The organism is Salipiger sp. PrR007 (genome assembly GCF_010499845.1).
In the GTDB taxonomy this organism is placed as follows: Bacteria; Pseudomonadota; Alphaproteobacteria; order Rhodobacterales; family Rhodobacteraceae; genus Salipiger; species Salipiger pacificus_A.
Window position 1 is genome coordinate 64,821 of record NZ_JAAGOZ010000009.1, and the last position, 21,306, is coordinate 86,126.

Here is a 21,306-nt window from a genome sequence, read left to right on the forward strand (position 1 = left end):
ACGGCGGCGCCCCGGAGCGTCCCGCCGAAACGCGTCCGCGCTGCGGCCCGCTCAGTCCTCGCGCGCGTCGGCGCGGGACTTGCCCGAGACTTGCTGCGCCAGCGTCGCGCCCATGAAAGGATCGAGATCGCCGTCGAGCACGCCTTGCGTGTCCGAGGTCTCGTGATTGGTGCGCAGGTCCTTGACCATCTGGTAGGGCTGCAGGACGTAGGAGCGGATCTGATTGCCCCAGCCCGCCGAGCCCTTGTTCTCATGCGCCTCGTTGATCGCCGCGTTCCGCTTGTCGAGCTCCATCTGGTAGAGCCGCGACTTCAGGGCCTTCATCGCGATGTCGCGGTTCTGGTGCTGCGACTTCTCCGACGAGGTCACCACGATGCCCGTGGGATGGTGGGTGATCCGGACAGCCGAGTCGGTGGTGTTGACGTGCTGGCCGCCGGCGCCGGAGGAACGGTAGGTGTCGACGCGGATGTCGGCCGGGTTCACCTCGATCTCGATGTTGTCGTCGACCACCGGGTAGACCCAGACCGAGGCAAAGGAGGTCTCGCGCGTGCCCTTGCCGAAGGGCGAGATGCGCACCAACCTGTGCACGCCGCTCTCGGACTTCAGCCAGCCATAGGCGTTTTGGCCGGAGATCTTGTAGGCGCAGGACTTGATGCCCGCTTCGGCGCCAGCTTCTTCCGACTGCAACTCGACCTCGTAGCCGCGCTTTTCCGCCCAGCGGACGTACATGCGCTGCAGCATCGCGGCCCAGTCGCAGGCCTCGGTGCCGCCGGCCCCGGCGTTGATCTCGAGGAAGGTGTCATTGGCATCCGCCTCGCCGTCGAGCAGCGCTTCGAGTTCCTTGGTGCCCGCGGTCTCGGCCAGCGCCTTCAGCGCCGCCTCGGCCTCGTTCACCACCTCGTCGTCCTCTTCCATCTCGCCGAGCTCGATGAGTTCGATCTGGTCGGCCAGCTCCTGCTTGATCGACTTGTAGGTGTCGATGGCATCCACCAGCTGCTGGCGCTCGCGCATCAGCTTCTGCGCGGCGGCTGGATCATCCCAGAGGTTCGGGTCTTCGACACGGGCGTTGAATTCCTCGAGCCGGAACTCCGCGGTTTCCCAGTCGAGCCGCTGCTCCAACAGGCCGAGGGACTTGCGGATTTTCTCGACGGTGTTCTGGGTCTCGGCGCGCATGCGGATGTTCCTGCGAATGGGACGTCTTGGTTCTGGGGGGACATAAACCAGCGCCGGGGTGCCTTCAAGCGTCGAGGCAGCGCACAGGCCCAGCCGCGCCCGGAATTGCCAGAGGCACCGGGCGGGCGCGATCCCAAGACCGCGGCAGCAGGCTTCAGCCCGTGGCCCCGCCCGCGTAGACCGTCAGCGTCGGAAGATCGGTGAGCGGCGCGCCGATGAGCCGCATCGCCGGCAGCGAGATCCGGCTGCCCCCCGAGGCAGGCCCCTCGATCGGCCGCAGCTCGACCTGCGCCGACTTGCCGTTTGCCGGGTAGACCACCCTGCCCTTGGTGACGCTCGAAACCAGCGGCGTCTCGAGCCAGAACCCCGGATCGGTGGGATCCCCGAGCGAGGCGACGGTGCTCCCGAGATTGCGCTCGGCGGCCGCAGGCGCCGCCGCGGCGGCGCTGCGCTCCTCGGCGCTGGTGGTGTCGAACTGCTCCTCGGTCCGCGCATTGCTGGGCGGACGCAGAGTTGCCGAGGTGGCCGTGGGGCTTGTCGGCGCCGGTGTTGGCGCGGAGCTTTGCGACGCTTGCTGCGCGCAGGCCGCCAGCAACGCCGGAAGAACAAGGGCGGGAAGGGTAAGGATCACTCTCATGTGTACGAAGCTAGGCCGCCCCCCTGCCTCTGGCAATCGCGCAGATGCTTGTCCCGGCAGGGTTTCGCGCATACATTCGTGCCATGACTTCGCCCATCACACCCCTCGTCGATCCATTCCTGCGGCCGATCTCCTACCTGCGGGTCTCGGTCACCGACCGCTGCGACTTCCGCTGCGTTTATTGCATGTCCGAGAACATGAGCTTCCTGCCCAAGAAGGAGCTTCTGACGCTCGAGGAGCTGGACCGCCTCTGCTCGGCCTTCGTCGGCCTCGGGGTCGAGAAGCTGCGCATCACCGGCGGCGAGCCCCTGGTGCGACGCGAGATCATGACTTTCTTCAACGCCATGACCCGGCATCTCGAGTCTGGCGCGTTGAAGGAGCTGACGCTGACAACCAACGGCTCGCAGCTCGAACGTTTCGCGCAGCCGCTCTGGGACGCGGGCGTGCGGCGGGTCAACGTCTCGCTCGACACGCTGGACGAAGGCAAATTCGCCGACATCACACGCTGGGGCCGCCTGCCACAGGTGTTGCGCGGCATCGACGCGGCGCAGAAGGTCGGCATGCGCGTCAAGCTCAACGCCGTCGCGCTGAAGGGCTTCAACGAGGACGAACTCTTCTCGATGACCGAATGGTGCGCCGCGCGCGGCATCGATCTGACCTGGATCGAGGTCATGCCGATGGGCGATATCGGCAACGAGGACCGGCTCGGTCAGTACTGGAAACTCTCGGACGTGCGCGCCAAGCTTTCAGAGCAGTACACGCTCACCGACCTGCCCGAGAGCACCGGCGGCCCGGCCCGCTACGTGCGGCTTGAAGAGACCGGCCAGAAGATCGGCTTCATCACCCCGCTGACCCACAACTTCTGCGAAAGCTGCAACAGGGTTCGGCTGACCTGCACCGGCGAGCTCTTCATGTGCCTCGGTCAGGAAGACAACGCCGATCTGCGCGCGCCGCTGCGCAACCACCCCGACACCGACGCTCCGCTCGAAGAGGCGATCCGCGCGGCGATCCTGCGCAAGCCCAAGGGGCATGATTTTGACTATTCTCGCCAATCGGTGGACGGGCGCGTGTCGCGCCACATGAGCCACACCGGCGGCTGATCTGATCCGGCGCGCGCAGGGGGCGCTGCCCCCTCGCCGCTCTGCAGCTCACCCCTGCGTATTTTCAAACAGAAGAGCCGGTCGTGAAGACGCCCGCCGCGGATAAACCGGGCGGGCGTTTTCGTTTTTGCTTTCGGGCCTTGCCCCCGCGGATCAGTTGCCCTGCAGCAGCGGGGTGATGCGGCGCACGGCGGCGCGGCGGTTCTCGCGCTCGTCACCCGACGTCTGCACCGCGAGATCGCTCTCGCCGTACCCCTGAAGCACCATGTTGGCAGCCGGAACCTTGAAATACTCGGTCAGCGCCAGGGCCACGGATTCCGCGCGGCGGTCCGAAAGGGCAAGGTTGTAGCTCGCCGGGCCGGTGGCATCGGTATGGCCCTCGATCAGAAAGACCTCCGAAGGGTTCTGCTCGATCATCCGCTTCATCGCATTGCCAAGCGCGGCCAGCTCTTCTGCCTCGCCCGGGCGGATCGCCGCGGAGTTGGTCTGGAAGGTTACCGTGTCCACCGAGATCTCGGGCACGAGGTGACGCACACGGTCAATGTTGCGGATCTGGTTGAGCGAGAAGGCCCGGTTCACGCCGTCGGCCTCGCGCGAGGCCAGCGCGGCGGCAAGATCCTCGCCCTGCAGGTCACGGAAGTTCAGACGCTGGGTCCGGGCCTGCGGCAGCTCGCTGACAACCACCTGCTGCGCGCTTTGGGTGTCGTCAAAGAGCACGACCTGCTGACCGTCGGGCAGGATGCGCGCACGGCGCAGCACGCGGCCATCGGCGGTCTTGATCGTCTCGACCGAAGTGCCGTCGCCATAGGCGACAACGGTGCGGGTCGAGCCATCGTTGTAGCGGTAGGTCTTCACGTCCGAGCCGGGCTGGCGCAACAGCACGTCGTCGTTGCGCAGCACGCGGTACTGGCCGTCCTGCTCGACCACGACGCGGTCGCCGGTGTTCTGCACGACCTGCGCGCCATCATCGAGGATCTGGCTCAGCGCGAAGGTGCCCAGACCGACGAGCGCCGCCTTCTCAAAGTTGCTGAGGCCGTCCTCGTCGTCGTCTTTCTTCTTGGCCTTTGCGCTTTCCTCGGCCTGCTGCTCGGGCTCTGCCTGCGTGCGCAGGTCGGTGGCGAAATCCTCGTCGGAGGCGCGCACGTCGGCCTCGGTCAGGGTTTCCTCGACCAGTTCGGCATCGTCCGGGGTTTCCTCGGAAGACGCGGCGGCCGCGGCGGTCTGAGCCTGCTCTTCCTCGCGGGCGACGGCCTCGGCCTGCTGCTCGTCGCTTGCCGCCTCGGGCTCGGCTTCGGTGCTCTGCGGCTGGGTCTCGGCGTCCGGCGCGGCAGCCTGTTGCTCGGCCTCCGCCTCGGCTGCGGAGGGCTCCGCGGCGGCACCGCCGGTGGCGGCCTCCTCGGCGGGTGCGTCCGGCGTCACAGTCGCGTCGCCTTGGGCTGCCTGCTCTGCCTCGAGCGCCTGCTTCAACTCGTCGGCGCCTTCGGTCTCATCCGGCGTCGCCTCGGCTCCGGCGGTGGTGTCCGTCGCAGCGTCAGCCTCGGGGGCCTCGGTCGGTGCAGTGGTCGCCTCGGCGTCTGCCGATTGTTCAGCCTCGAGGGCTTTTTTCAGCTCGTCCGAGCTTTCTGCCGTGGCAGGTTCCGACGGGGACTCGGCGGTTGCCTCGGCTTTCGGCTCCGAAGTCGCATCGCCTTGGGCTGCCTGCTCCGCCTCGAGCGCCTGCTTCAGCTCGTCCGAACCCTCGGTCTCGGCGGCTTGCGGCTCGGCTTCTGCTGCGGGTGCTGCGGCGGAGTCGCTGGTCTTTGCCTGCGCGGCCTCCGGGGCCGGCGCCTCTTCGGCGCTCAGGGTCTCGGCTTCGCCCTTGCGCGCGGGGGCCTCGGCCTGCTGCTCAGTCTGCTGCTCAGTCTCGGTTTGGGCTTGCTCGGGCTCTGCCTGCGCTGCGGCGGCGGGGGCTTCCTCGGTGGGGGCGCTGGTCTCGGCGCTCGCTTCGGGAGTCTCGAGCGTGCCATCCGCCTCGGCTTCGGCCTCGACGCCAGCCTTCGTATCTGCCTCGGCAGAGGGTGTCTCGGCCGAAGCTCCGGTCTCGGCGGCGACCTCACCCTCCTTATTGCCGGCCTCCTTATTGCCAGCCTCCCCGCCCTTGGCTTTGGGCTCTGCGTCTTGGCAAGCCTTGGCGTCGGGCGTCTGCGCACAATCGGCCTCGGCCTTCTGGCTCTGGGCCGCCACGGGCATGGCGAGGCTCGCGGCGAGCGCGAGGATGGTCGTCGATTTCAGAAGACCTTTGGTCATTCGTTACGTCCTTCTCCTGTTCCGCAAAGCGCGGCGTGGGAAGGCAACGAAACGGCCGGGAAAAAGTTCATTCCATCTGCATAATAAACAAGCGGAAAAATGCTCGCGCCGAGCTAGACCCCCTGCAACAGCGCCATGAGACGCGCCTTCTCGCCGCTGTCGCGCGCGCTGGAGATCACCGCTGCCAAATCCTCCAGCGAGGCAATGCTGTGCCCGGCGCGGAAGCTGTCCACATGCGGCAGCATGGCGCGGATCCCGGCGGCCCTTGGCGCGAAACCGTCCCAGCGCAGCAGCGGGTTCAGCCAGATGAGCCGCCGCGCCGACAGCTGCAGGCGCTGGACCTCGCGCGCGAGCAGTCCCGCGTCGTCACGGTCGAGCCCGTCGGTGATCAGCAGCACCACCGCGCCCTGCCCCATGACGCGCCGGCTCCAGTCGCGATTGAAGGCGTGCAGGCACTGGCCGATGCGGGTTCCGCCCTCCCAGTCCTGCGCCTCGGCCCCGGCGGCCCTGAGCGCGGCATCGACGTCACGGGTGGCAAGATGGCGGGTGATGTTGGTGAGCCGCGTGCCGAAGGTGAAAGCATGTACCTTGGCCCAGCCCGCGCCGCGGCGGTTGGCCACCGCGTGCAGAAAATGCAGCACCATCCGCGAATACTGGCTCATTGAGCCGGAGATGTCGCAGAGCACGACCAGATTGGGCCATTTCTCGCGCGGCTCGAGATGCGCGAGGGACCGGATCTCGCCGCCCTGCTTCATCGCCGCGCGCAGCGTGCGCCGCCGGTCGAGCCTGCGGCCCAGCACCGAAGCCTTTCCGCGTCGCGACGGCAAGGGTTTCACCGGCAGCTCGAGCCGGGCCAGCATGCGTTTCGCCTCGGCGATCTCTTCGAGCGACATCTGCTCGAAGTCGAGGGACTTGAGCCGTTCCTCGCGCGAGACGGTGAAAGAGGCGTCGACCTCGATCTTCGTCGCCTCCTCCTCCTGCTCGGAGACGGGGATCTCGGGCATCTGGTCGCCAAGCAACGCCTGCGCGGCGCGCTTCTCGGCGGACTGCGCCAGCTTTTCCTCCTGAACGCCGCGGATCGCAGGCAGCATCATCGACATCATGTGCTCGAGGTAGCGCGGGTCGCGCCAGTAGAGCCTGAAGACCTGCGCGAAGACCAGCCGCTGCTCGGGGCGCGAGACGAAGCAGGCGTGCAACGTCCAGTAGAAATCCATCCGGTCGGTAAAGCCCGCGGCCTCTACCGCGCGCACCGCGTCGACCACCCGCCCCGGTCCCACCGGCAAGCCGGCGCGGCGCAGGGCGCGGGCGAAATGCAGGATGTTCTGTGCGAGCCGCGGATGCTCGGGGAGCGTGAGGGGGATCTGCTCGGCCATCACGGATGCCGCGCGTCTGGCAGGCGTGGCTTTAGGGGCCGCCTCCGGCAGGCATCAGACCACCGGCGGCTCTGCCCCGCGACCCCGGGGTTATTTGGCCTCGGAAAACGCATCAGGCGGGCTCGAGAGAGGCTTTCGCCTCGTCGAGCAGGCGCTTGGCCTCGCTGCCCTGAATCCTGGCGATGTCGTCCTGGTATTTCAGGATGGCGCCGAGCGTGTCCGAGATCACCTCGGGCGAAAGGTCGATCACGTCGAGCGCCAGCAGGCACTTGGCCCAGTCGATGGTCTCGGCGACGCCGGGCTTTTTGAAAAGATCCTCGGTGCGCAGCCGCTGCACGAAGGCGACGATCTGACGCGACAGCGCCTCGGCCACCTCTGGCGCGCGGGCGTGCAGGATTTCGAGCTCGCGGGGGAAGTCGGGATAGTCGACCCAGTGGTAGAGGCAGCGGCGCTTCAGCGCGTCATGCACCTCGCGCGTGCGGTTCGAGGTGAGGATGACCGTTGGCGGCTCGGGCGCGGTGATCGTGCCGAGTTCGGGGATGGTCACCTGAAAGTCGCTCAGCGCTTCGAGCAGGAAGGCCTCGAAGGGCTCGTCGGTGCGGTCGAGTTCGTCGATCAGCAGGATCGGTGCGCCGTTTTCGTCTGGCCGCATGGCCTGCAGCAGCGGACGCTCGATCAGGTAGTCGGGGCCGAAAAGGTCGTGTTGCAACTGGCCGCGATCGGCCTCACCGGCCGCCTCGGCGGCGCGGATGGCGATCATCTGGGCGGCGAAGTTCCACTCGTAGACCGCCGAGCCCGCGTCCAGCCCCTCGTAGCATTGCAGGCGAATGAGACGGCGCCCGGTGGCGAGACTCAGCGCCTTGGCGATCTCAGTCTTGCCGACGCCCGCCTCTCCCTCGAGGAAGAGCGGCCGCCCGAGCCGAAGCGCCAGAAACAGCACCGTGGCGAGCGGGCGCGGACAGACATAGCCGGTGCGCGACAGAAGCTCCTGCACCGCGTCGATCGAACTGGGGTCTTGCATGTGGGTCTCCTCCTGCCTTGATTGCTGCCCGGCAGCAGGCCGCCGGTCAAGGGAGATGCGCAGGTTCCCCGCAGCGGGTGCCCGGCGCTTTGCCACACTCAGCCATGACGCGCTGCATGCGCTCGACAGCCACCTCGTGGCGGATCCGGTGCGCGCCGGGCTGCCCGCCGCCGCGGTGCGCGGGCGTAAGGTGCGCCTTGCCGCGCTCATGGGAGAGGAGCCCTATCGCGCGCTCACGGGGCGGCTGATGGTTGCCCCGCCCTCGCGCCCTCTGCCGCCCGAACTGGCGCGCCCTCTGATCGCCGCCGCGACCCGCGCCCGGCAGGCAGGCAAAGCCCGGGATTCCGTGCAACCATCTCCCTCACCGTGATTTTTCTTGCCGCCTCACCACCGCCGTATTACCCCTAAAGCCACATATTTCCGCCCCATTCCGCTCCCAGTCTGGCAACATCCGAGAGCGGTGCTACCGTGGGGAAAAACAGCCGCCCCAGCACGGGCCCGACCGGACGCGACAGGACAATGGCAGGTATCATGAAGGACAACACGGATCAGCTCAGGCACGAGATAGTCTCCGACGACGATCTCGATCTCACCGATGTTGACCTCAGCATGCACAGCGGCTGCAACTGGATCGCGGCCATCTCCGAGATCGGCGAGCAGCACGGGTTCGCCGAACCGCTGGGCAAGCGGCACCACGCGGTCTTCGTCGAGGATGGCGACACCCTGCTGGTGAGCTTTGAGTCGATGCCCGGGATTTCGTCCTATAGCCAGACCGCCACCCCGCTCGGCTGGGAGATGCAGGCGATCGAGGGCTGGTCGAGCCTGTCGCTGATCTGCACCGCCGACACCTGGTTCCGCGACGCCGAGGTGATCCGCTTCTTCGACCAGCTTCTGGACGATGGCTTCTTCGACGCCTTCGAGAAGGTGATCTTCTACGGCGCCGGCCCCTGCGGCTATGCCGCCGCCGCCTATTCTGTCGCCGCACCCGGTGCGCGGGTGGTGTTGCTTCAGCCGCAGGCAACGCTCGATCCACGGATCGCGGAATGGGACGACCGTTTTCCCGAGATGCGCCGCGTCGATTTCGCCTCGCGCTTCGGCTACGCGCCCGACATGATCGACGCCGCGCAGGCGGCCTATGTGCTCTACGACCCGCAGGAGCGGATGGACGCCATGCATGCCGCGCTGTTCGAGCGGCGCAACGTGAGCCGGTTCCGCCTGCCCTATATGGGCGACGCGCTGCAAGGCGACCTGCTGGAGCTCGACCTCGTGCACCCGATCCTCGCAGCTGCCGCCGACGACCGGCTGGACCGTGCCGAGATGGCCCGGCTGCTGCGCGCGAGGCGCAACCATACCCCCTATCTGCGGCGGCTGCTGTCGCGGCTCGACGTCGAAAACCGGCCCTTGCTGGCCGAATGGCTCTGCGCCAATGTCACCGCCCGGCTGAACGCGCCGCGCTTCCGCCGCCGTCTCGACGCGCTGCGCGCCGAAGGTGAGGCGCGCGAGGGCTGAGCCGGACCAGCCGCGCCGCGTGGAAAGCGGCGCAGCGCGTCCTCAGCGCACCAGCGAGCCGACCCGCGACACCTGGCCACCGCCGACCGGCGCGGCCACACCCGTTGTCGAAGGCCCCGAGGTCGGCCAGCCCTGCGCCACGCGCACGGCAAGAAATCCGAACGCCTGCGCCTCGAGCATGTCGCCGTCGAGCCCGGCCTCCTCGACCGGCACCACCGGGCAGTCGAGCCCGGCCTGCAACATCGCCATCATCACCGGGTTGTGCCGCCCGCCGCCGGTGACCAGCAGCCGCTCGGGCGGGATCGGGCAATGCTCCATGCCCTGCATCACCGCAGCCGCCGCCATGGCGGTCATCGTGGCGGCGGCATCGGGGTCGGAAAGCTCGCGCACGAGGTCCAGCATCAGCGAGAAATCATCCCGATCGAGGGATTTCGGCGGCATGCGGCGGAAGAAGCCCTCTTCGAGGAAAAGCTCCAAAGCCCCGTCGACCACCTCGCCCCGCGCCGCCAGCGCGCCGTCGCGGTCGCAGTCGAGACCGAGCCGCTCACCCACCAGATCGTTGATCGGCGCATTGGCAGGCCCGGTGTCGAAGGCCAGCAGCGCGCCAGGCGCCTCGGGCGCAGGTTTGCGCGGGTCCACCCAGGTGAGGTTGCCGACCCCGCCGAGGTTGAGGAAGGCCACGGGCGCCTCGGCCCCCATCTTCCGCGCGCAGGCGAAATGATAGAAGGGCGCCAAGGGTGCGCCCTCGCCCCCGAGAGCCACGTCGGCGGAGCGGAAATCCCAGACCACGTCGCGCCCGAGCGCCTCGGCCAGCGCCCCGCCGTCGCCAAGCTGATGCGTGCCGCGACCGTGTGGCTCATGCGCCAGCGTCTGGCCGTGAAAGCCCACAAGTTCGGCCTCGGGGAACTCGGCCAGCAGCTCGGCATGGGCGCGCTGCACGACCTCGAGCGCCTCCTCCAGGCCCGGCGTTTTGCCGTCATCGGGCCAGCGCCCCAGCGCGGCCTTGAGCACCCGGCGCTCGGCCTCGGTATAGGGCCGGTAGCCAGAGCGCCCGAACTCGTGGATCTCTGCCCCGTCGGTGCGGATCAGCGCCGCGTCCACCCCGTCGAGAGAGGTTCCCGACATACACCCCAGCGCCCAAACGGAGCGTGCACCCAACTTGCCCTTCACCTTCGCCTTCCCCGCGCTTATAGGAACTTTCGGACTATAAGAGGGATCCACGATGACCTACCATCCCAAATCGGACTTCATGCGCGTCATGATCGAGCGCGGCTACCTTGCCGATTGTACCGATTATCAGGGCCTCGACGAGGCGCTGTGCAAGGGCGTGGTCACCGCCTATATCGGCTATGACGCGACGGCGAAGTCGCTGCACGTGGGTCACCTTCTCAACATCATGATGCTGCGCTGGCTGCAGAAGACCGGCCACAAGCCGATCACCCTGATGGGCGGCGGCACCACCAAAGTGGGCGACCCCTCGTTCCGCTCGGACGAGCGCCCGCTCTTGGGGCCGGAGCAGATCGACGCCAACATCGCGGGCATGAAGCAGGTCTTTGCCAAGTACCTCAGCTATGGCGGCGAAGAGACCGATGCGCTGATGCTCAACAACGCCGAGTGGCTCGACGGGCTCAACTACCTCGAGTTCCTGCGCGACATCGGGCGGCACTTCTCGGTGAACCGGATGCTCTCGTTTGAATCGGTAAAATCGCGCCTCGACCGCGAGCAATCGCTGTCGTTCCTCGAGTTCAACTACATGATCCTTCAGGCCTATGACTTCCTCGAGCTGAACCGCCGCTACGGCTGCGTGCTGCAGATGGGCGGCTCGGACCAGTGGGGCAACATCGTCAATGGCATCGACCTGACCCGCCGCGTGCTCGACCACGAGATCTACGGGCTCACCTCGCCGCTGCTGACCACCTCGGACGGCCGCAAGATGGGCAAGAGCCAGGGCGGCGCCATGTGGCTCAACGCCGACATGCTGAGCCCCTACGAGTTCTGGCAGTTCTGGCGCAACACCACCGACGCCGACACCGGGCGGTTCCTGAAGCTCTACACCGAACTGCCGGTCGAGGAATGCGAGCGGCTCGGATCGCTGCAGGGCTCGGAGATCAACGAGGCGAAGATCATCCTTGCCAACGAGGTCACCACGCTCTGCCACGGCGCCGAGGCGGCTGCGGCGGCCGAGGCGACTGCGCGCGAGGTCTTCGAGAAGGGCGGCGTGGGCGACGACCTGCCGACGCTGGAGCTGACCGCAGACGAGATCGGAGAGGGCATCTCCATCGTGCAGGTGATCGTCCGCGCGGGTCTCGCCAAGTCGGGCAAGGAAGCCAAGCGGCTGATCACGGAGAACGGCGCGCGGCTCGACGACCAGCCGCTGACCGACGCCGGTCTGATGCTCGACGCCGCCGCGCTCTCTGCGCCGGTGAAGCTTTCTGCGGGCAAGAAGCGCCACGCGCTGGTGAAATTGGGCTAAGGCCTTCAGAGCTGACTTCGGGAGGGGCGGTGCCGGAGGGTGCCGCCCTTTCTGCGTCCGGCGCGCCGAGCCACGCGCGCCGGACGCGCACGCGCTCGCGCGGCGACTTCGGGCCGTCTTGGCCCCGGCACGACGCCGCCACCGCACAGCCTGCCGCTTTCGGACATGTCGCCGCCGTCCCGCGCGCGCATCCTGAGCCCATGACCGAGCGCCACGCCCCCCTTGTCGTCTTCACCCCCTCCGGCAAGCGCGGCCGCGTGCCCGTCGGAACGCCAGTGCTCGCGGCGGCTCGGCGGCTCGGCGTTGATCTCGACTCGGTCTGCGGCGGGCGTGGGATCTGCTCGCGCTGCCAGATCGCCCCCGCTTTCGGACAGTTCGCCAAGCATGGCATCACCTCCACCGAGGCCGCGCTCTCCGACTGGAACGCGACCGAGGCCCGCTACGCCGAGAAACGCGGCCTTGCCCCCGGACGGCGGCTCGGCTGCCAGGCGCGGATCCTCTCGGACGTGGTGATCGACGTGCCCGCCGAGAGCCAGCTGCACCGGCAGGTCATCCGCAAGGACGCCGAGGCCCGCCCGGTCGAAATGGACCCGGCGCTGCGCCTCTGTCTCGTCGAGGTCGCGCCACCGGACATGCATGCGCCGTCGGGCGATCTCGAACGGCTCACCGAGGCGCTGCGCGCGCAATGGGGCATCGAGGGTGCCACGATAGAGCCTGCGCTGCTCGCCAGCCTGCAGACCACCCTGCGCGAGGACAGCTGGACCGTCACCGCCGCGCTGCACCGGAGTTCCGCCGAGACCGCGCCGCGCATCACCGCGCTCTGGCCGGGGCTGCTGGAGGGCGATCTGCTCGGGCTGGCCATCGACCTTGGCTCGACCACCATCGCCGCGCATCTGGTCTCGCTGCGCAGCGGCGATGTCCTCGCCTCCGCCGGCGCGATGAACCCGCAGATCCGCTTTGGCGAGGATCTCATGTCGCGCGTCTCCTACGCAATGATGAACCCCGGCGGCGCGGCCGAGATGACCGCCGCCGTGCGCGCCGGGCTGAATTCCCTGGTGCAGGACATCGCCGCCAAAGCAGACATCGAAACGGGCCGGATCCTTGACCTGACCCTCGTCGGGAACCCGGTGATGCACCACCTGCTGCTCGGCCTCGACCCGGTGGAGCTGGGACAGGCCCCTTTTGCGCTGGCCACTTCCTCGGCGCAGAACCTGCCGGCGCGCGACCTCGGCCTCACCGCTCTGCCGCCCGGCGCGCAAGCCTATCTGCTTCCGCTCATCGCCGGCCATGTAGGCGCCGATGCCGCCGCCGTCGCGCTCTCGGAGGCGCCCGACCGGTCCGAAGATCTGGTTCTCACCGTCGACGTCGGCACCAACGCCGAGATCCTGCTCGGCAACAGGCGCCGGGTGCTTGCCTGCTCCTCGCCCACCGGACCCGCGTTCGAAGGCGCGCAAATCAGCTCCGGCCAGCGCGCCGCCCCGGGCGCCATCGAGGCGATCCGCATCGACCCCGACACCAAGGAGCCGCGCTTCCGGGTCATCGGCTGCGAGCTGTGGTCCGACGCGCCGGGCTTTGCCGAGGCCACCGCGCGCAGCGGCGTCACCGGGCTTTGCGGCTCGGGCATCATCGAGGCGGTGGCGGAAATGCGCATGGCCGGGTTGGTGGACGCGGGGGGGCTCATCGGCTCGGCGCAGCAGACCGGCACCCCGCGCATGCTCCCCGAAGGCCGCACGCATGCCTATATCATCCACGATGGCAGCGCCGAGGGAGGACCCGTGATCACCGTCACCCAAGCTGATATCCGCGCCATCCAGCTGGCGAAAGCCGCGCTTTACGCGGGTGCGCGGCTGCTGATGGACGAAATGGGCGTGGACAAGGTCGACAGGGTCGTGCTGGCAGGGGCCTTCGGCGCGCATATCTCGCCGCGGCACGCGCTGGTGCTGGGAATGATCCCCGACGTGCCGCTGGCGCGCGTCACCTCGGCAGGCAATGCCGCCGGCACGGGCGCGCGCATCGCGCTCTGCAGCCTCGCGGCCCGGCGCCGTATCGAAGTGCTTGTGCGGCAGATCACCAAGGTCGAAACCGCCATCGAGCCGCGCTTCCAGGAGCATTTCGTTGCCGCGAGCGCGATCCCCCATGCCAGCGCTCCCTTCGCCGAGACCCGCCGCGCCACGCCCCTGCCCGAGCCATCGTTCAACACCGAGGGCCCCCGCCGCAGGCGGCGCTAGACGACGACCGAGAGCGCGGCACGTCGGCCCGCCGCAGCAGCGCGCGGCCGCCAGCTTGCTGTTGCCAGCCCCGCGCCGCCGGACCGCGAGAAATCTGCGCCGCGCCCGCTTGACGTGCCCGCGCCGCCCGCGTAGATCAGCCTTCAGAGCGCGGGTATGATGTAATGGTAGCCTGTCAGCTTCCCAAGCTGAACGCGCGGGTTCGATTCCCGCTACCCGCTCCAACTCCTCCGAGAATTCCGGGCTTTGCGCAGGTCCCACAGACCCGTTGTCCCGTGGGCCGTCAATGCTCCGCCCGCAGCCGCTCGCGCAGCAGCCGCACGCCCTGGCGCACGTCGCCCCGCACCGGCCCTTCGCGCGGCGCATCCCGCAGCGTGGTGAGCAGCGACTCCGAGGGCCGCCCCTTGCGCGCCCAGACCTGCCGACGCAGCACCGCCTGCGCCGCTTCGGGAAGCCGCTCGGGCACCGAGCGGCCCGAGAGCGTCGCCCAGACCAGCGACCAGCAGCGCGGTGCGCTCCAGGGGTTGTAGCCGCCACCGCCCGAGACGATCAGCGCAGGGGCCAGCCCGCGCAGCGCCGCCGCGGCCCGCGCATGCGAACGGTTCGACAGCGCCAGCCGCGCCAGCGGATCCTCGAGCACCGCATCCGCCCCGCACTGCAGGAAGATCGCATCGGGGCGAAAGGCCGCCACGGCGGGCAGAATCATCTCCTCGAGCACCAGCGCGAATTCCGTGTCGTTGAACTCCCGCGGCACCGGCATGTTGAAGGCCGCCCCCCCGGCCCGGTCGGCCAGCGCGCCGGTGAACGGCCAGCGCCGAGCCTCGTGCACCGAAATCACCCGCACCTGCTCCGAGCCGTCGAAGGCGATCTCCACCCCGTCGCCGTGATGGGCGTCGATGTCGACATAGGCCACCCGGCGCATCCCGAGGCTCAGCAGGTGGCGGATGGTCAGCACCGGCTCGTTGAGAAAGCAGAAACCGCTGGCCCGATCCGCCAGCGCGTGATGCGTCCCGCCGCCGGGATTGAACACCGCGCCGCCCTGCGCTCCGACGATCTCTGCGGCCAGCAGCCCGCCGCCCACCGCCGTGGCGGGACGCCGGTACATCTCGGGAAAGACCGGGTTCGACAGGGTGCCGAGCCCGTGCCGCTGGCGCACCTCCTCGCTCACCGTCCCCGCGGCCTCAGCCGCCTGAAGCGCCGCCACGTAGCGCGGCGCATGGAAGCCGGTGAGGGCCGCGGGCTTGGCCCGCGGCGAGACCCGCAACTGCGACCCGGGGAGCCAGCCAAGCGCCCGACAGAGGTCGATCACCGCCGGCACCCGTTCGATCGACAGCGGGTGCAGGCGCCCGTAGCGCGAGCCGCGATAGATTTCCGAGCCGATGAAGGTCGCCACCGCCGCCTCTCCTGGTGTTGCGTCTAGAGTCTTGGGTCTATCTTCTAGGTCCAGATATCCCGGGGGAAAGGCGCGCAGCGGCTCGGGGCAGAGCCCCGTCATACCGCCGCTACCCCGCGATCGCCCGCAATGCCCGGGTGCGAGCCGGCGGGATCGCCGCGGTTTCGACACCGGTGAAGACATGCAGCGTGTTCATCTGCCGGTCCACCACGGCATGATCGCTCACCCAGCCGCCCATCCCGAGGTAGGTTCGCAGGAGCGGCGGGATCAGCTTGAGGGCCCCACGCGCCTCGGTGGTGGCCGGGGAGAAGCGTACCACCTCGGCCGCCTTGACGCCGATCTGCCAGCGCGCCGGGGCGGCGTGGCGGGCACGCAGGACGCCGAAGGCCGGGTCGTAGCGGGCCGCGTCGGTTCCGGTGAAGCTGGCGCAGCCGAAGAGCAGCCGCGCGCCGCCCCGATCGACGAGGGCGGCGATCGCGCCCCAGGCCAGCCGCAACACATCAGGATCGACCAGCCCCGGCCGGGTGCAGAAGCGCCCGAGCTCGATCAGTGGCCCGCCGTAGCCCTCGAGCCGGGAAAGATCGTAGTATTGCGCCGAATAGCTGCGGCCGATCTCGGCGCTGGTCTCGAGCCAGAGGTAGCGGAAGCAGGCGAGCAGCAGGCCGGTCTCATCCTCGACCAGAACATGGCGGCAACGGCTGTCCAGCGCGTCGGCATCGGGGCCCTTGCCGGGGCCGAAAAACGCCAGCCCGCGCAACGCCTGCGCCGCCTTCACGGCTTCGGCATCCGTGGCGGAGCGTGCCCGGAACCGGCCCCGGGACAGGATCAGACCGTCCTCCCCCGAAGCCTCATCCTGCACGCGGGAGGACATGGTCAGCGCCTCATTGCTGGTCGAGATCGCCGAGGGTCAGGCCGCCGATATTGCCAAAGAGCTTGCGGATGAAGCCCATCTCGCCGTCGTTGGTGCGGGTGATCCGGCGGGTGATCGGCACGACGTTGCCGTCCTCGAGGCCGTAGCGCGAGATGTTGTTGACCACGCCCTGCCCGTCGAAGGTGATCGCCAGCACCTCGCGATCGATGACCTCGGGCTCCTGCCAGGCGAAGCTTCGCACTTGCGATTCAATGTAGTAATAGCCGCCCGCGTCGCGCACGCCCGAGGCGGCGGGCACGCCGATCACGTCCTCCACCGTCGCGCGCGTATCGATCCCGGGCACGATCTGCTGAAGGTCGTCTTCGCGTGGCACGTAGCCATGCGTCTGGTACTGAGCCGAGCAGGCGGACAGTCCCAGTGCGGCGCTTGCAGCCAAAAGCGCTATTCTCACCCGTGATACCATGGACGCAGTCCTGCCCCTTGCCATGCCCCGGAGGGCCTTCTATCCCGCATTACACAACCCAGCCAAGCGCTTCAAGCAAAGGAAAGGCGAGCCCATGGACAGAGGCGGAAACCCCGCGCGGCTGCGCGTCTCGACACTGCGCCGCGACGTGGCCACAGACTTCGATATCAGGCCCGAGGCCGAGGAACGTTCGGCCTTGGCCAAGGACCTTGGCCTGCTAGGCCTGCGCAAGGCCCGGCTGGCGGGCAAGCTGACCCCCGAGGCCGGCGGCGCCTACCGGCTGACCGCCGATCTCGGCGCGACGGTGGTACAGCCCTGCGTCGTCACCCTCGATCCGGTGACCACCCGGATCGACGAGGAGATCTCCTTGCTGTTCCGGCCGGCGCAGCAAATCGCCGACCCCGATCCCGGCTCCGAGGTCGAGGTGCCCGAAGACGAGGAAGAGCCCCTGCCCGACGTGATCGACCTGCGCCGGATTCTTTCCGAGGCCCTGTCCTTGGCGCTGCCGCCCTACCCGCGCAGCCAGGCGGCGCTCGAGATGGCCGAAGCGGCGCCGGATGCGCCCGAGGAGGACCCCTCCGAATCTCGCCCGAACCCGTTTGCCGGGCTCGCGGGGCTGCGCGATCGGCTCTCGAAGGACGAAAAAGAAGAAGACTGAGCCGGTGGGGCGCGAAATCTCTCTTGCGGTTTGGCAAGAAATACCTATTTTCGCGCCTTCATCGGAATTCCGGGTTGCACGCCTCCATGGGTTAAGACTATGAGGCCGGGCACGCCCGAACGTTATCGGGCACCCGTATAGCCCCCACACGCGAACAATCGAGGTTGAGACATGGCCGTCCAACAGAACAAAGTATCGAAATCGCGCCGCAACAACCGTCGCGCCCATGACGCGCTGGTCGCGGCCAACCCCAACGAGTGCAGCAACTGCGGCGAACTCAAGCGCCCGCACCACGTCTGCCCGTCATGCGGCCACTACGCCGACCGTGAGGTCGTCGCCATGGCTGACGAGATCGACCTGGACGAAGACGCAGCATAAGTTGCGGATAGGCCCGATCGTCGCATGACATCCGCAACGGATAACCGTCAGGCGCACGGGCCTCTGGTCCTCTCAATCGACGCCATGGGTGGCGATCGCGGGCCGGCAACGATTGTTGCCGGTCTTTCCGCCTTTGCGCGGAAGCACCGCGATGTCCATTTCCTGCTGCACGGACCCGAGGCCGAGTTGCGCCCCCTGGTAGACAAGCAAAAAGGTTTGTCTGCCCAGGTCGAGATTCGCGATGCCTCCGGCGTCGTGGCGATGGAAGACAAGCCGAGCCACGTGATGCGCAACGGGCAGGACACCTCGATGTGGTCCACGCTCGACGCCGTTCGCAATGGCGAGGCCACGGTTGCCGTTTCCTGCGGCAACACCGGCGCGCTGATGCTGCTGTCGATGGTGCGGCTGCGCAAGCTGCCCGGGGTGAACCGCCCCGCCATCGCCGTGCTCTGGCCCTCGCGCAACCCGCAGGGCTACAACGTCATGCTCGACGTCGGCGCCGACATCCGCGCCGATGCCGACGACCTGCTGAAATACGCGATGATGGGCGCATCCTACGCCCGCAACGGTCTCAACCTCGAGCGCCCGCGCATCGGCCTGCTGAACGTGGGCACCGAAGAGCACAAGGGCCGCGCGGAGCTGAAGGCCGCGAATGACCTCATCGCCGCCAATGCCGAGACCGGCGGCTTCGATTACGTCGGCTTCGTCGAGGGCGGAGACATCCCCGGCAAGCGCTGCGACGTGATCGTCACCGACGGCTTCACCGGGAACATCGCGCTGAAGACCGGCGAAGGCACTGCCTCGCTGATCAATTCACTTCTCCGCGAGGCTTTCACCTACTCGCCGCTGTCGCGCCTCGCCGCGCTGCTCGCTCTGAGTTCGCTCAAGCGGTTGCAGGCGCGCGTAGATCCGCGCCGCAAGAACGGCGGCGTCTTCCTCGGCCTCAACGGCACTGTGGTGAAATCCCACGGCGCTGCCGATGCCACCGGGGTGGCCGCGGCGGTGGAACTGGCCTATGACCTCGCGCAGTCCGGCTTCGGCGACAGGCTGGCCGCCCGCGTGGCGAGCGCCGCTGCGGCCGCCGACCCCGCCGCCGACCCAGCCCCAGAGGCGCCGGACGGCACAGATACAAAGAAAAACGGAACAGGCAAATGAGCATCAGGGCGAAGGTCGCGGGCATCGGGCATTACCTGCCTCAGCGTGTGGTCCCCAACGCGGAATTCGAGAAGACCCTCGACACCTCCGACGAATGGATCCGCTCGCGCTCTGGCATCGAACGCCGCCATTTCGCCGCCGAGGGCGAGACCACCTCGATGCTCGCCGCCAACGCCGCCGAGGCCGCGCTGAAGGATGCAGGGCTCGAAGCTTCCCAGATCGACGCGCTGATCGTCGCCACCTCGACGCCCGACCTGACCTTCCCCTCTGCTGCCACCATGGTGCAGGACCGCATCGGCATGACCGGCGGCTTCGCCTTCGACGTACAGGCGGTCTGCGCCGGTTTCGTCTACGCCCTGTCGACCGCCAATGCGATGATCGTCTCGGGCCAGGCCAAGCGCGTGATGGTGATCGGCGCCGAGACCTTCTCGCGAATCATGGATTGGACCGACCGGGGGACCTGCGTGCTCTTCGGTGACGGCGCCGGGGCGCTGATCCTCGAGGCCGCCGAGGGCGCGGGCACCTCCGCCGACCGCGGCATCCTGTCGGTCGATCTGCATTCCGACGGCCAGTTCCGCGACCTGCTCTACGTTGACGGCGGGGTGTCGACCCAGTCCACCGGCCATCTGCGCATGGAGGGCAAGGAAGTCTTCCGCCACGCAGTGGAAAAGCTCGCCCAGACCGCGACAACTGCGATGGAAAAGGCCGGGATCACCTCGGAAGAGGTCGATTGGGTCGTGCCGCATCAGGCCAACATCCGCATCATCAACGGCACCGCCAAGAAGCTCGGCCTGCCGATGGAGCGCGTCGTGGTGACGGTCCAGGACCATGGCAACACCTCTGCCGCCTCGATTCCGCTGGCCCTGTCGGTCGGCAAGGCCGAAGGCAAGATCAAGCAAGGCGACGTGGTGGTCACCGAGGCCATCGGCGGCGGTTTGGCCTGGGGCGCTGTCGTCCTGCGCTGGTGAGCGCAAAAATCCGGCAAAATCCGGCCCTTGCAGGCTCCACGCCCGCAAGGGCTGCTTGACTCGGAATCCGCCTCCCCCCTATGCTGTGGCGCAACCTTGGGAGGCTGCCAAATGAGTGACAAGACTTTGACGCGCATGGATCTCAGCGAAGCGGTGTTTCGCGAGGTCGGGCTGTCGCGCAATGAAAGCGCCGAACTCGTCGAGTCGGTGCTGCAGCACATGTCCGACGCGCTGGTCCGTGGCGAGCAGGTGAAGATCTCGTCCTTCGGCACCTTCTCCGTACGCGACAAGGCGGCGCGCATCGGCCGCAATCCCAAGACCGGCGAAGAGGTCCCGATCCAGCCCCGCCGCGTCCTGACCTTCCGCCCGTCGCACCTGATGAAGGAACGGGTTGCCGACGGCAACAAATCCTGATCCGCCACGGCGCCCTCGCGGTCCCGGAGCTTCCCGGCACTGCGCCCCTGACGGGTCCAAGACATATCTGAAGCCTGCGCGCCCGCCCGGCGGCCCCGCGCAGCAGGGGGTACCACCGCATGAGCAAGTCGCGCGACGCATTCCGCACCATTTCCGAGGTGGCGGAGCTTCTGGACACGCCGGCGCACGTCCTACGTTTCTGGGAAACCAAATTCACCCAGGTGAAACCGGTCAAGCGCGCGGGGGGGCGACGCTACTATCGGCCCAATGACGTCGCCCTTCTTGCCGGGATCCGCCAGCTGCTGCACGACGATGGGCTGACCATCAAGGGCGTGCAGAAGGTGCTGCGCGAACAGGGGGTGAAACATGTCGCCGGCATTGCCCCGCCGGCCGAGCTGCTCGACGACGTCTCCGAGGCTGAGCCCCCCTCGGCCGAGCCCGTGCCCGCCTTCGAGCCGCAGGAAAGCGCCACGGTGCTGCCCTTCGCCCAGGCTGCGCCCGCAGAGTCATCCGACCTCGCAGAGGCCTCGGAAGACGCTCCGGAGCCTGCGCCCTTCGAGCCTCCGGAGGAGATGCCGAGCTACGCCGCAGCCACACCGCTCTTCCCCGAGACCGACGACCCCGAGCCCCATGCTGACGACGAGGGCGCGCCCTGGGCGGAAGACCCGGAGGCCGCTCCGGCCGAAGAACCCGCGCCCGGGACCGCGGATCTGCCCGGGTTCATCACCGAATCCCTCGAGGCCCGCGCCGCGGAAACCCCGCCCCCTGCGCTCCCCGATGTGCCCGATCTGTCGGCCCTTCCACGGCCTGCGCCGGGCGCGCTCTCGCAGCTCTCCGGGCTGACCCGGATCGACGCCGCCAAGGCTGCCGAACTGGCGCCGCATGTTGCCGCGCTGCAGGCTCTGGTGGCCGCGCGCCGGGGCGCCAGGGTGACCTAGGGAGACCGGGGAAAAAACTTTCATCTTGGGGGTTGCGCGTGCGGTGAAAACCGATATGAAACGGCCTCACAAGTCGGGCTATAGCGCAGCCTGGTAGCGCGTCCGTCTGGGGGACGGAAGGTCGCAGGTTCGAGTCCTGCTAGCCCGACCAAATACTCCCCATCGCCGTTTCTGACTTGTCCACCTCCGCCCGGGGGTGAGGGAACGGCCCCGCCAAACCGCTGGCGACAAAACACAAATTCCCACCATTTCGAAACGACCCTGAACC

At 68.3% G+C, this 21,306-nt stretch carries 20 protein-coding genes and 2 tRNA genes; 13 read left to right on the top strand and 9 right to left on the bottom strand.

Annotation, left to right across the window (positions count from 1 at the left end):
* Positions 1 to 51: 51 nt before the first annotated feature.
* Together prfB and G0Q01_RS02020 are read right to left on the bottom strand one after the other, a co-directional pair.
* Positions 52 to 1,173 (bottom strand): peptide chain release factor 2, encoded by a 1,122-nt coding sequence (gene prfB, locus G0Q01_RS02015; RefSeq protein WP_108965289.1) that lies wholly within the window; start codon positions 1,171 to 1,173, stop codon positions 52 to 54.
* Between the two features lie 154 nt (positions 1,174 to 1,327).
* Positions 1,328 to 1,810 carry a hypothetical protein gene (locus G0Q01_RS02020; protein ID WP_164196525.1) on the bottom strand — a complete coding sequence of 161 codons (483 nt, stop codon included), beginning with the start codon at positions 1,808 to 1,810 and terminating at the stop codon, positions 1,328 to 1,330.
* Between the two features lie 83 nt (positions 1,811 to 1,893).
* On the opposite strand from G0Q01_RS02020, the gene moaA reads away from it, so the two are divergent.
* Positions 1,894 to 2,910, top strand: a complete 1,017-nt coding sequence (moaA, locus tag G0Q01_RS02025) for a GTP 3',8-cyclase MoaA (RefSeq protein ID WP_108965285.1) — start codon at positions 1,894 to 1,896, stop codon at positions 2,908 to 2,910.
* 153 nt (positions 2,911 to 3,063) lie between these two features.
* Here the strand turns inward: moaA and G0Q01_RS02030 are convergent, their stop codons facing one another.
* From G0Q01_RS02030 to G0Q01_RS02040, 3 genes are all read right to left on the bottom strand, one after another.
* Positions 3,064 to 5,196 (bottom strand): OmpA family protein, encoded by a 2,133-nt coding sequence (locus tag G0Q01_RS02030; protein WP_164196526.1) that lies wholly within the window; start codon positions 5,194 to 5,196, stop codon positions 3,064 to 3,066.
* A gap of 113 nt (positions 5,197 to 5,309) precedes the next feature.
* Positions 5,310 to 6,569 (bottom strand): VWA domain-containing protein, encoded by a 1,260-nt coding sequence (locus G0Q01_RS02035; RefSeq protein WP_164196527.1) that lies wholly within the window; start codon positions 6,567 to 6,569, stop codon positions 5,310 to 5,312.
* Positions 6,570 to 6,681: 112 nt separating this feature from the next.
* Complete coding sequence (locus tag G0Q01_RS02040; protein WP_108965279.1) at positions 6,682 to 7,590, bottom strand: MoxR family ATPase; 909 nt, start codon at positions 7,588 to 7,590, stop codon at positions 6,682 to 6,684.
* A 55-nt stretch (positions 7,591 to 7,645) separates the two neighbouring features.
* Between G0Q01_RS02040 and G0Q01_RS02045 the strand changes: the two genes are divergently transcribed.
* Complete coding sequence (locus G0Q01_RS02045; RefSeq protein WP_164196420.1) at positions 7,646 to 7,960, top strand: hypothetical protein; 315 nt, start codon at positions 7,646 to 7,648, stop codon at positions 7,958 to 7,960.
* A gap of 161 nt (positions 7,961 to 8,121) precedes the next feature.
* Positions 8,122 to 9,099 (top strand): phosphoadenosine phosphosulfate reductase, encoded by a 978-nt coding sequence (locus tag G0Q01_RS02050; RefSeq protein ID WP_370457282.1) that lies wholly within the window; start codon positions 8,122 to 8,124, stop codon positions 9,097 to 9,099.
* Between the two features lie 42 nt (positions 9,100 to 9,141).
* On the opposite strand, the gene G0Q01_RS02055 is transcribed toward G0Q01_RS02050, so the two are convergent.
* Positions 9,142 to 10,224, bottom strand: coding sequence for an anhydro-N-acetylmuramic acid kinase (locus tag G0Q01_RS02055; RefSeq protein ID WP_235939472.1), 1,083 nt, complete (start codon positions 10,222 to 10,224; stop codon positions 9,142 to 9,144).
* 97 nt (positions 10,225 to 10,321) lie between these two features.
* Here G0Q01_RS02055 and tyrS point away from each other — a divergent pair, with 97 nt between their 5' ends.
* The 3 genes from tyrS (at position 10,322) to G0Q01_RS02070 (ending at position 14,024) form a co-directional block, all read left to right on the top strand.
* Positions 10,322 to 11,572, top strand: a complete 1,251-nt coding sequence (tyrS, locus tag G0Q01_RS02060; RefSeq protein WP_108965275.1) for a tyrosine--tRNA ligase — start codon at positions 10,322 to 10,324, stop codon at positions 11,570 to 11,572.
* 200 nt (positions 11,573 to 11,772) lie between these two features.
* Complete coding sequence (locus tag G0Q01_RS02065) at positions 11,773 to 13,800, top strand: ASKHA domain-containing protein (RefSeq protein WP_164196528.1); 2,028 nt, start codon at positions 11,773 to 11,775, stop codon at positions 13,798 to 13,800.
* A 150-nt stretch (positions 13,801 to 13,950) separates the two neighbouring features.
* Positions 13,951 to 14,024, top strand: a tRNA-Gly gene (locus tag G0Q01_RS02070).
* A gap of 59 nt (positions 14,025 to 14,083) precedes the next feature.
* On the opposite strand, the gene G0Q01_RS02075 is transcribed toward G0Q01_RS02070, so the two are convergent.
* The 3 genes from G0Q01_RS02075 to G0Q01_RS02085 form a co-directional block, all read right to left on the bottom strand.
* Entirely contained in the window at positions 14,084 to 15,193 is a 1,110-nt protein-coding gene (locus G0Q01_RS02075) for an acetoin utilization protein AcuC (protein ID WP_370526674.1), read from the bottom strand.
* Between the two features lie 109 nt (positions 15,194 to 15,302).
* The gene (locus G0Q01_RS02080) at positions 15,303 to 16,064 is read right to left on the bottom strand and encodes a GNAT family N-acetyltransferase (RefSeq protein WP_164196530.1); all 762 of its coding nucleotides are present in this window, start codon (positions 16,062 to 16,064) and stop codon (positions 15,303 to 15,305) included.
* A gap of 10 nt (positions 16,065 to 16,074) precedes the next feature.
* A complete protein-coding gene (locus G0Q01_RS02085) occupies positions 16,075 to 16,500 on the bottom strand; it encodes an outer membrane protein assembly factor BamE (RefSeq protein WP_370457284.1) in 426 nt (141 codons plus the stop codon).
* Between the two features lie 121 nt (positions 16,501 to 16,621).
* Between G0Q01_RS02085 and G0Q01_RS02090 the strand changes: the two genes are divergently transcribed.
* The 7 genes from G0Q01_RS02090 (at position 16,622) to G0Q01_RS02120 (ending at position 21,189) form a co-directional block, all read left to right on the top strand.
* A complete protein-coding gene (locus G0Q01_RS02090) occupies positions 16,622 to 17,185 on the top strand; it encodes a DUF177 domain-containing protein (protein ID WP_164196531.1) in 564 nt (187 codons plus the stop codon).
* 171 nt (positions 17,186 to 17,356) lie between these two features.
* Positions 17,357 to 17,563, top strand: a complete 207-nt coding sequence (gene rpmF / locus G0Q01_RS02095; RefSeq protein ID WP_066106415.1) for a 50S ribosomal protein L32 — start codon at positions 17,357 to 17,359, stop codon at positions 17,561 to 17,563.
* 24 nt (positions 17,564 to 17,587) lie between these two features.
* The gene (gene plsX, locus G0Q01_RS02100) at positions 17,588 to 18,718 is read left to right on the top strand and encodes a phosphate acyltransferase PlsX (protein WP_164196532.1); all 1,131 of its coding nucleotides are present in this window, start codon (positions 17,588 to 17,590) and stop codon (positions 18,716 to 18,718) included.
* Complete coding sequence (locus G0Q01_RS02105; RefSeq protein WP_164196533.1) at positions 18,715 to 19,686, top strand: beta-ketoacyl-ACP synthase III; 972 nt, start codon at positions 18,715 to 18,717, stop codon at positions 19,684 to 19,686. Before plsX ends, G0Q01_RS02105 begins: the two co-directional genes overlap by 4 nt.
* 111 nt (positions 19,687 to 19,797) lie before the next feature.
* Positions 19,798 to 20,100: an integration host factor subunit alpha gene (gene ihfA / locus G0Q01_RS02110; RefSeq protein WP_095881078.1), complete on the top strand. Its 303-nt coding sequence runs from the start codon at positions 19,798 to 19,800 to the stop codon at positions 20,098 to 20,100.
* Between the two features lie 119 nt (positions 20,101 to 20,219).
* Positions 20,220 to 21,038, top strand: coding sequence for a MerR family transcriptional regulator (locus G0Q01_RS02115; RefSeq protein ID WP_164196534.1), 819 nt, complete (start codon positions 20,220 to 20,222; stop codon positions 21,036 to 21,038).
* Between the two features lie 74 nt (positions 21,039 to 21,112).
* A tRNA-Pro gene (locus G0Q01_RS02120) sits at positions 21,113 to 21,189 on the top strand.
* Positions 21,190 to 21,306: the final 117 nt, after the last annotated feature.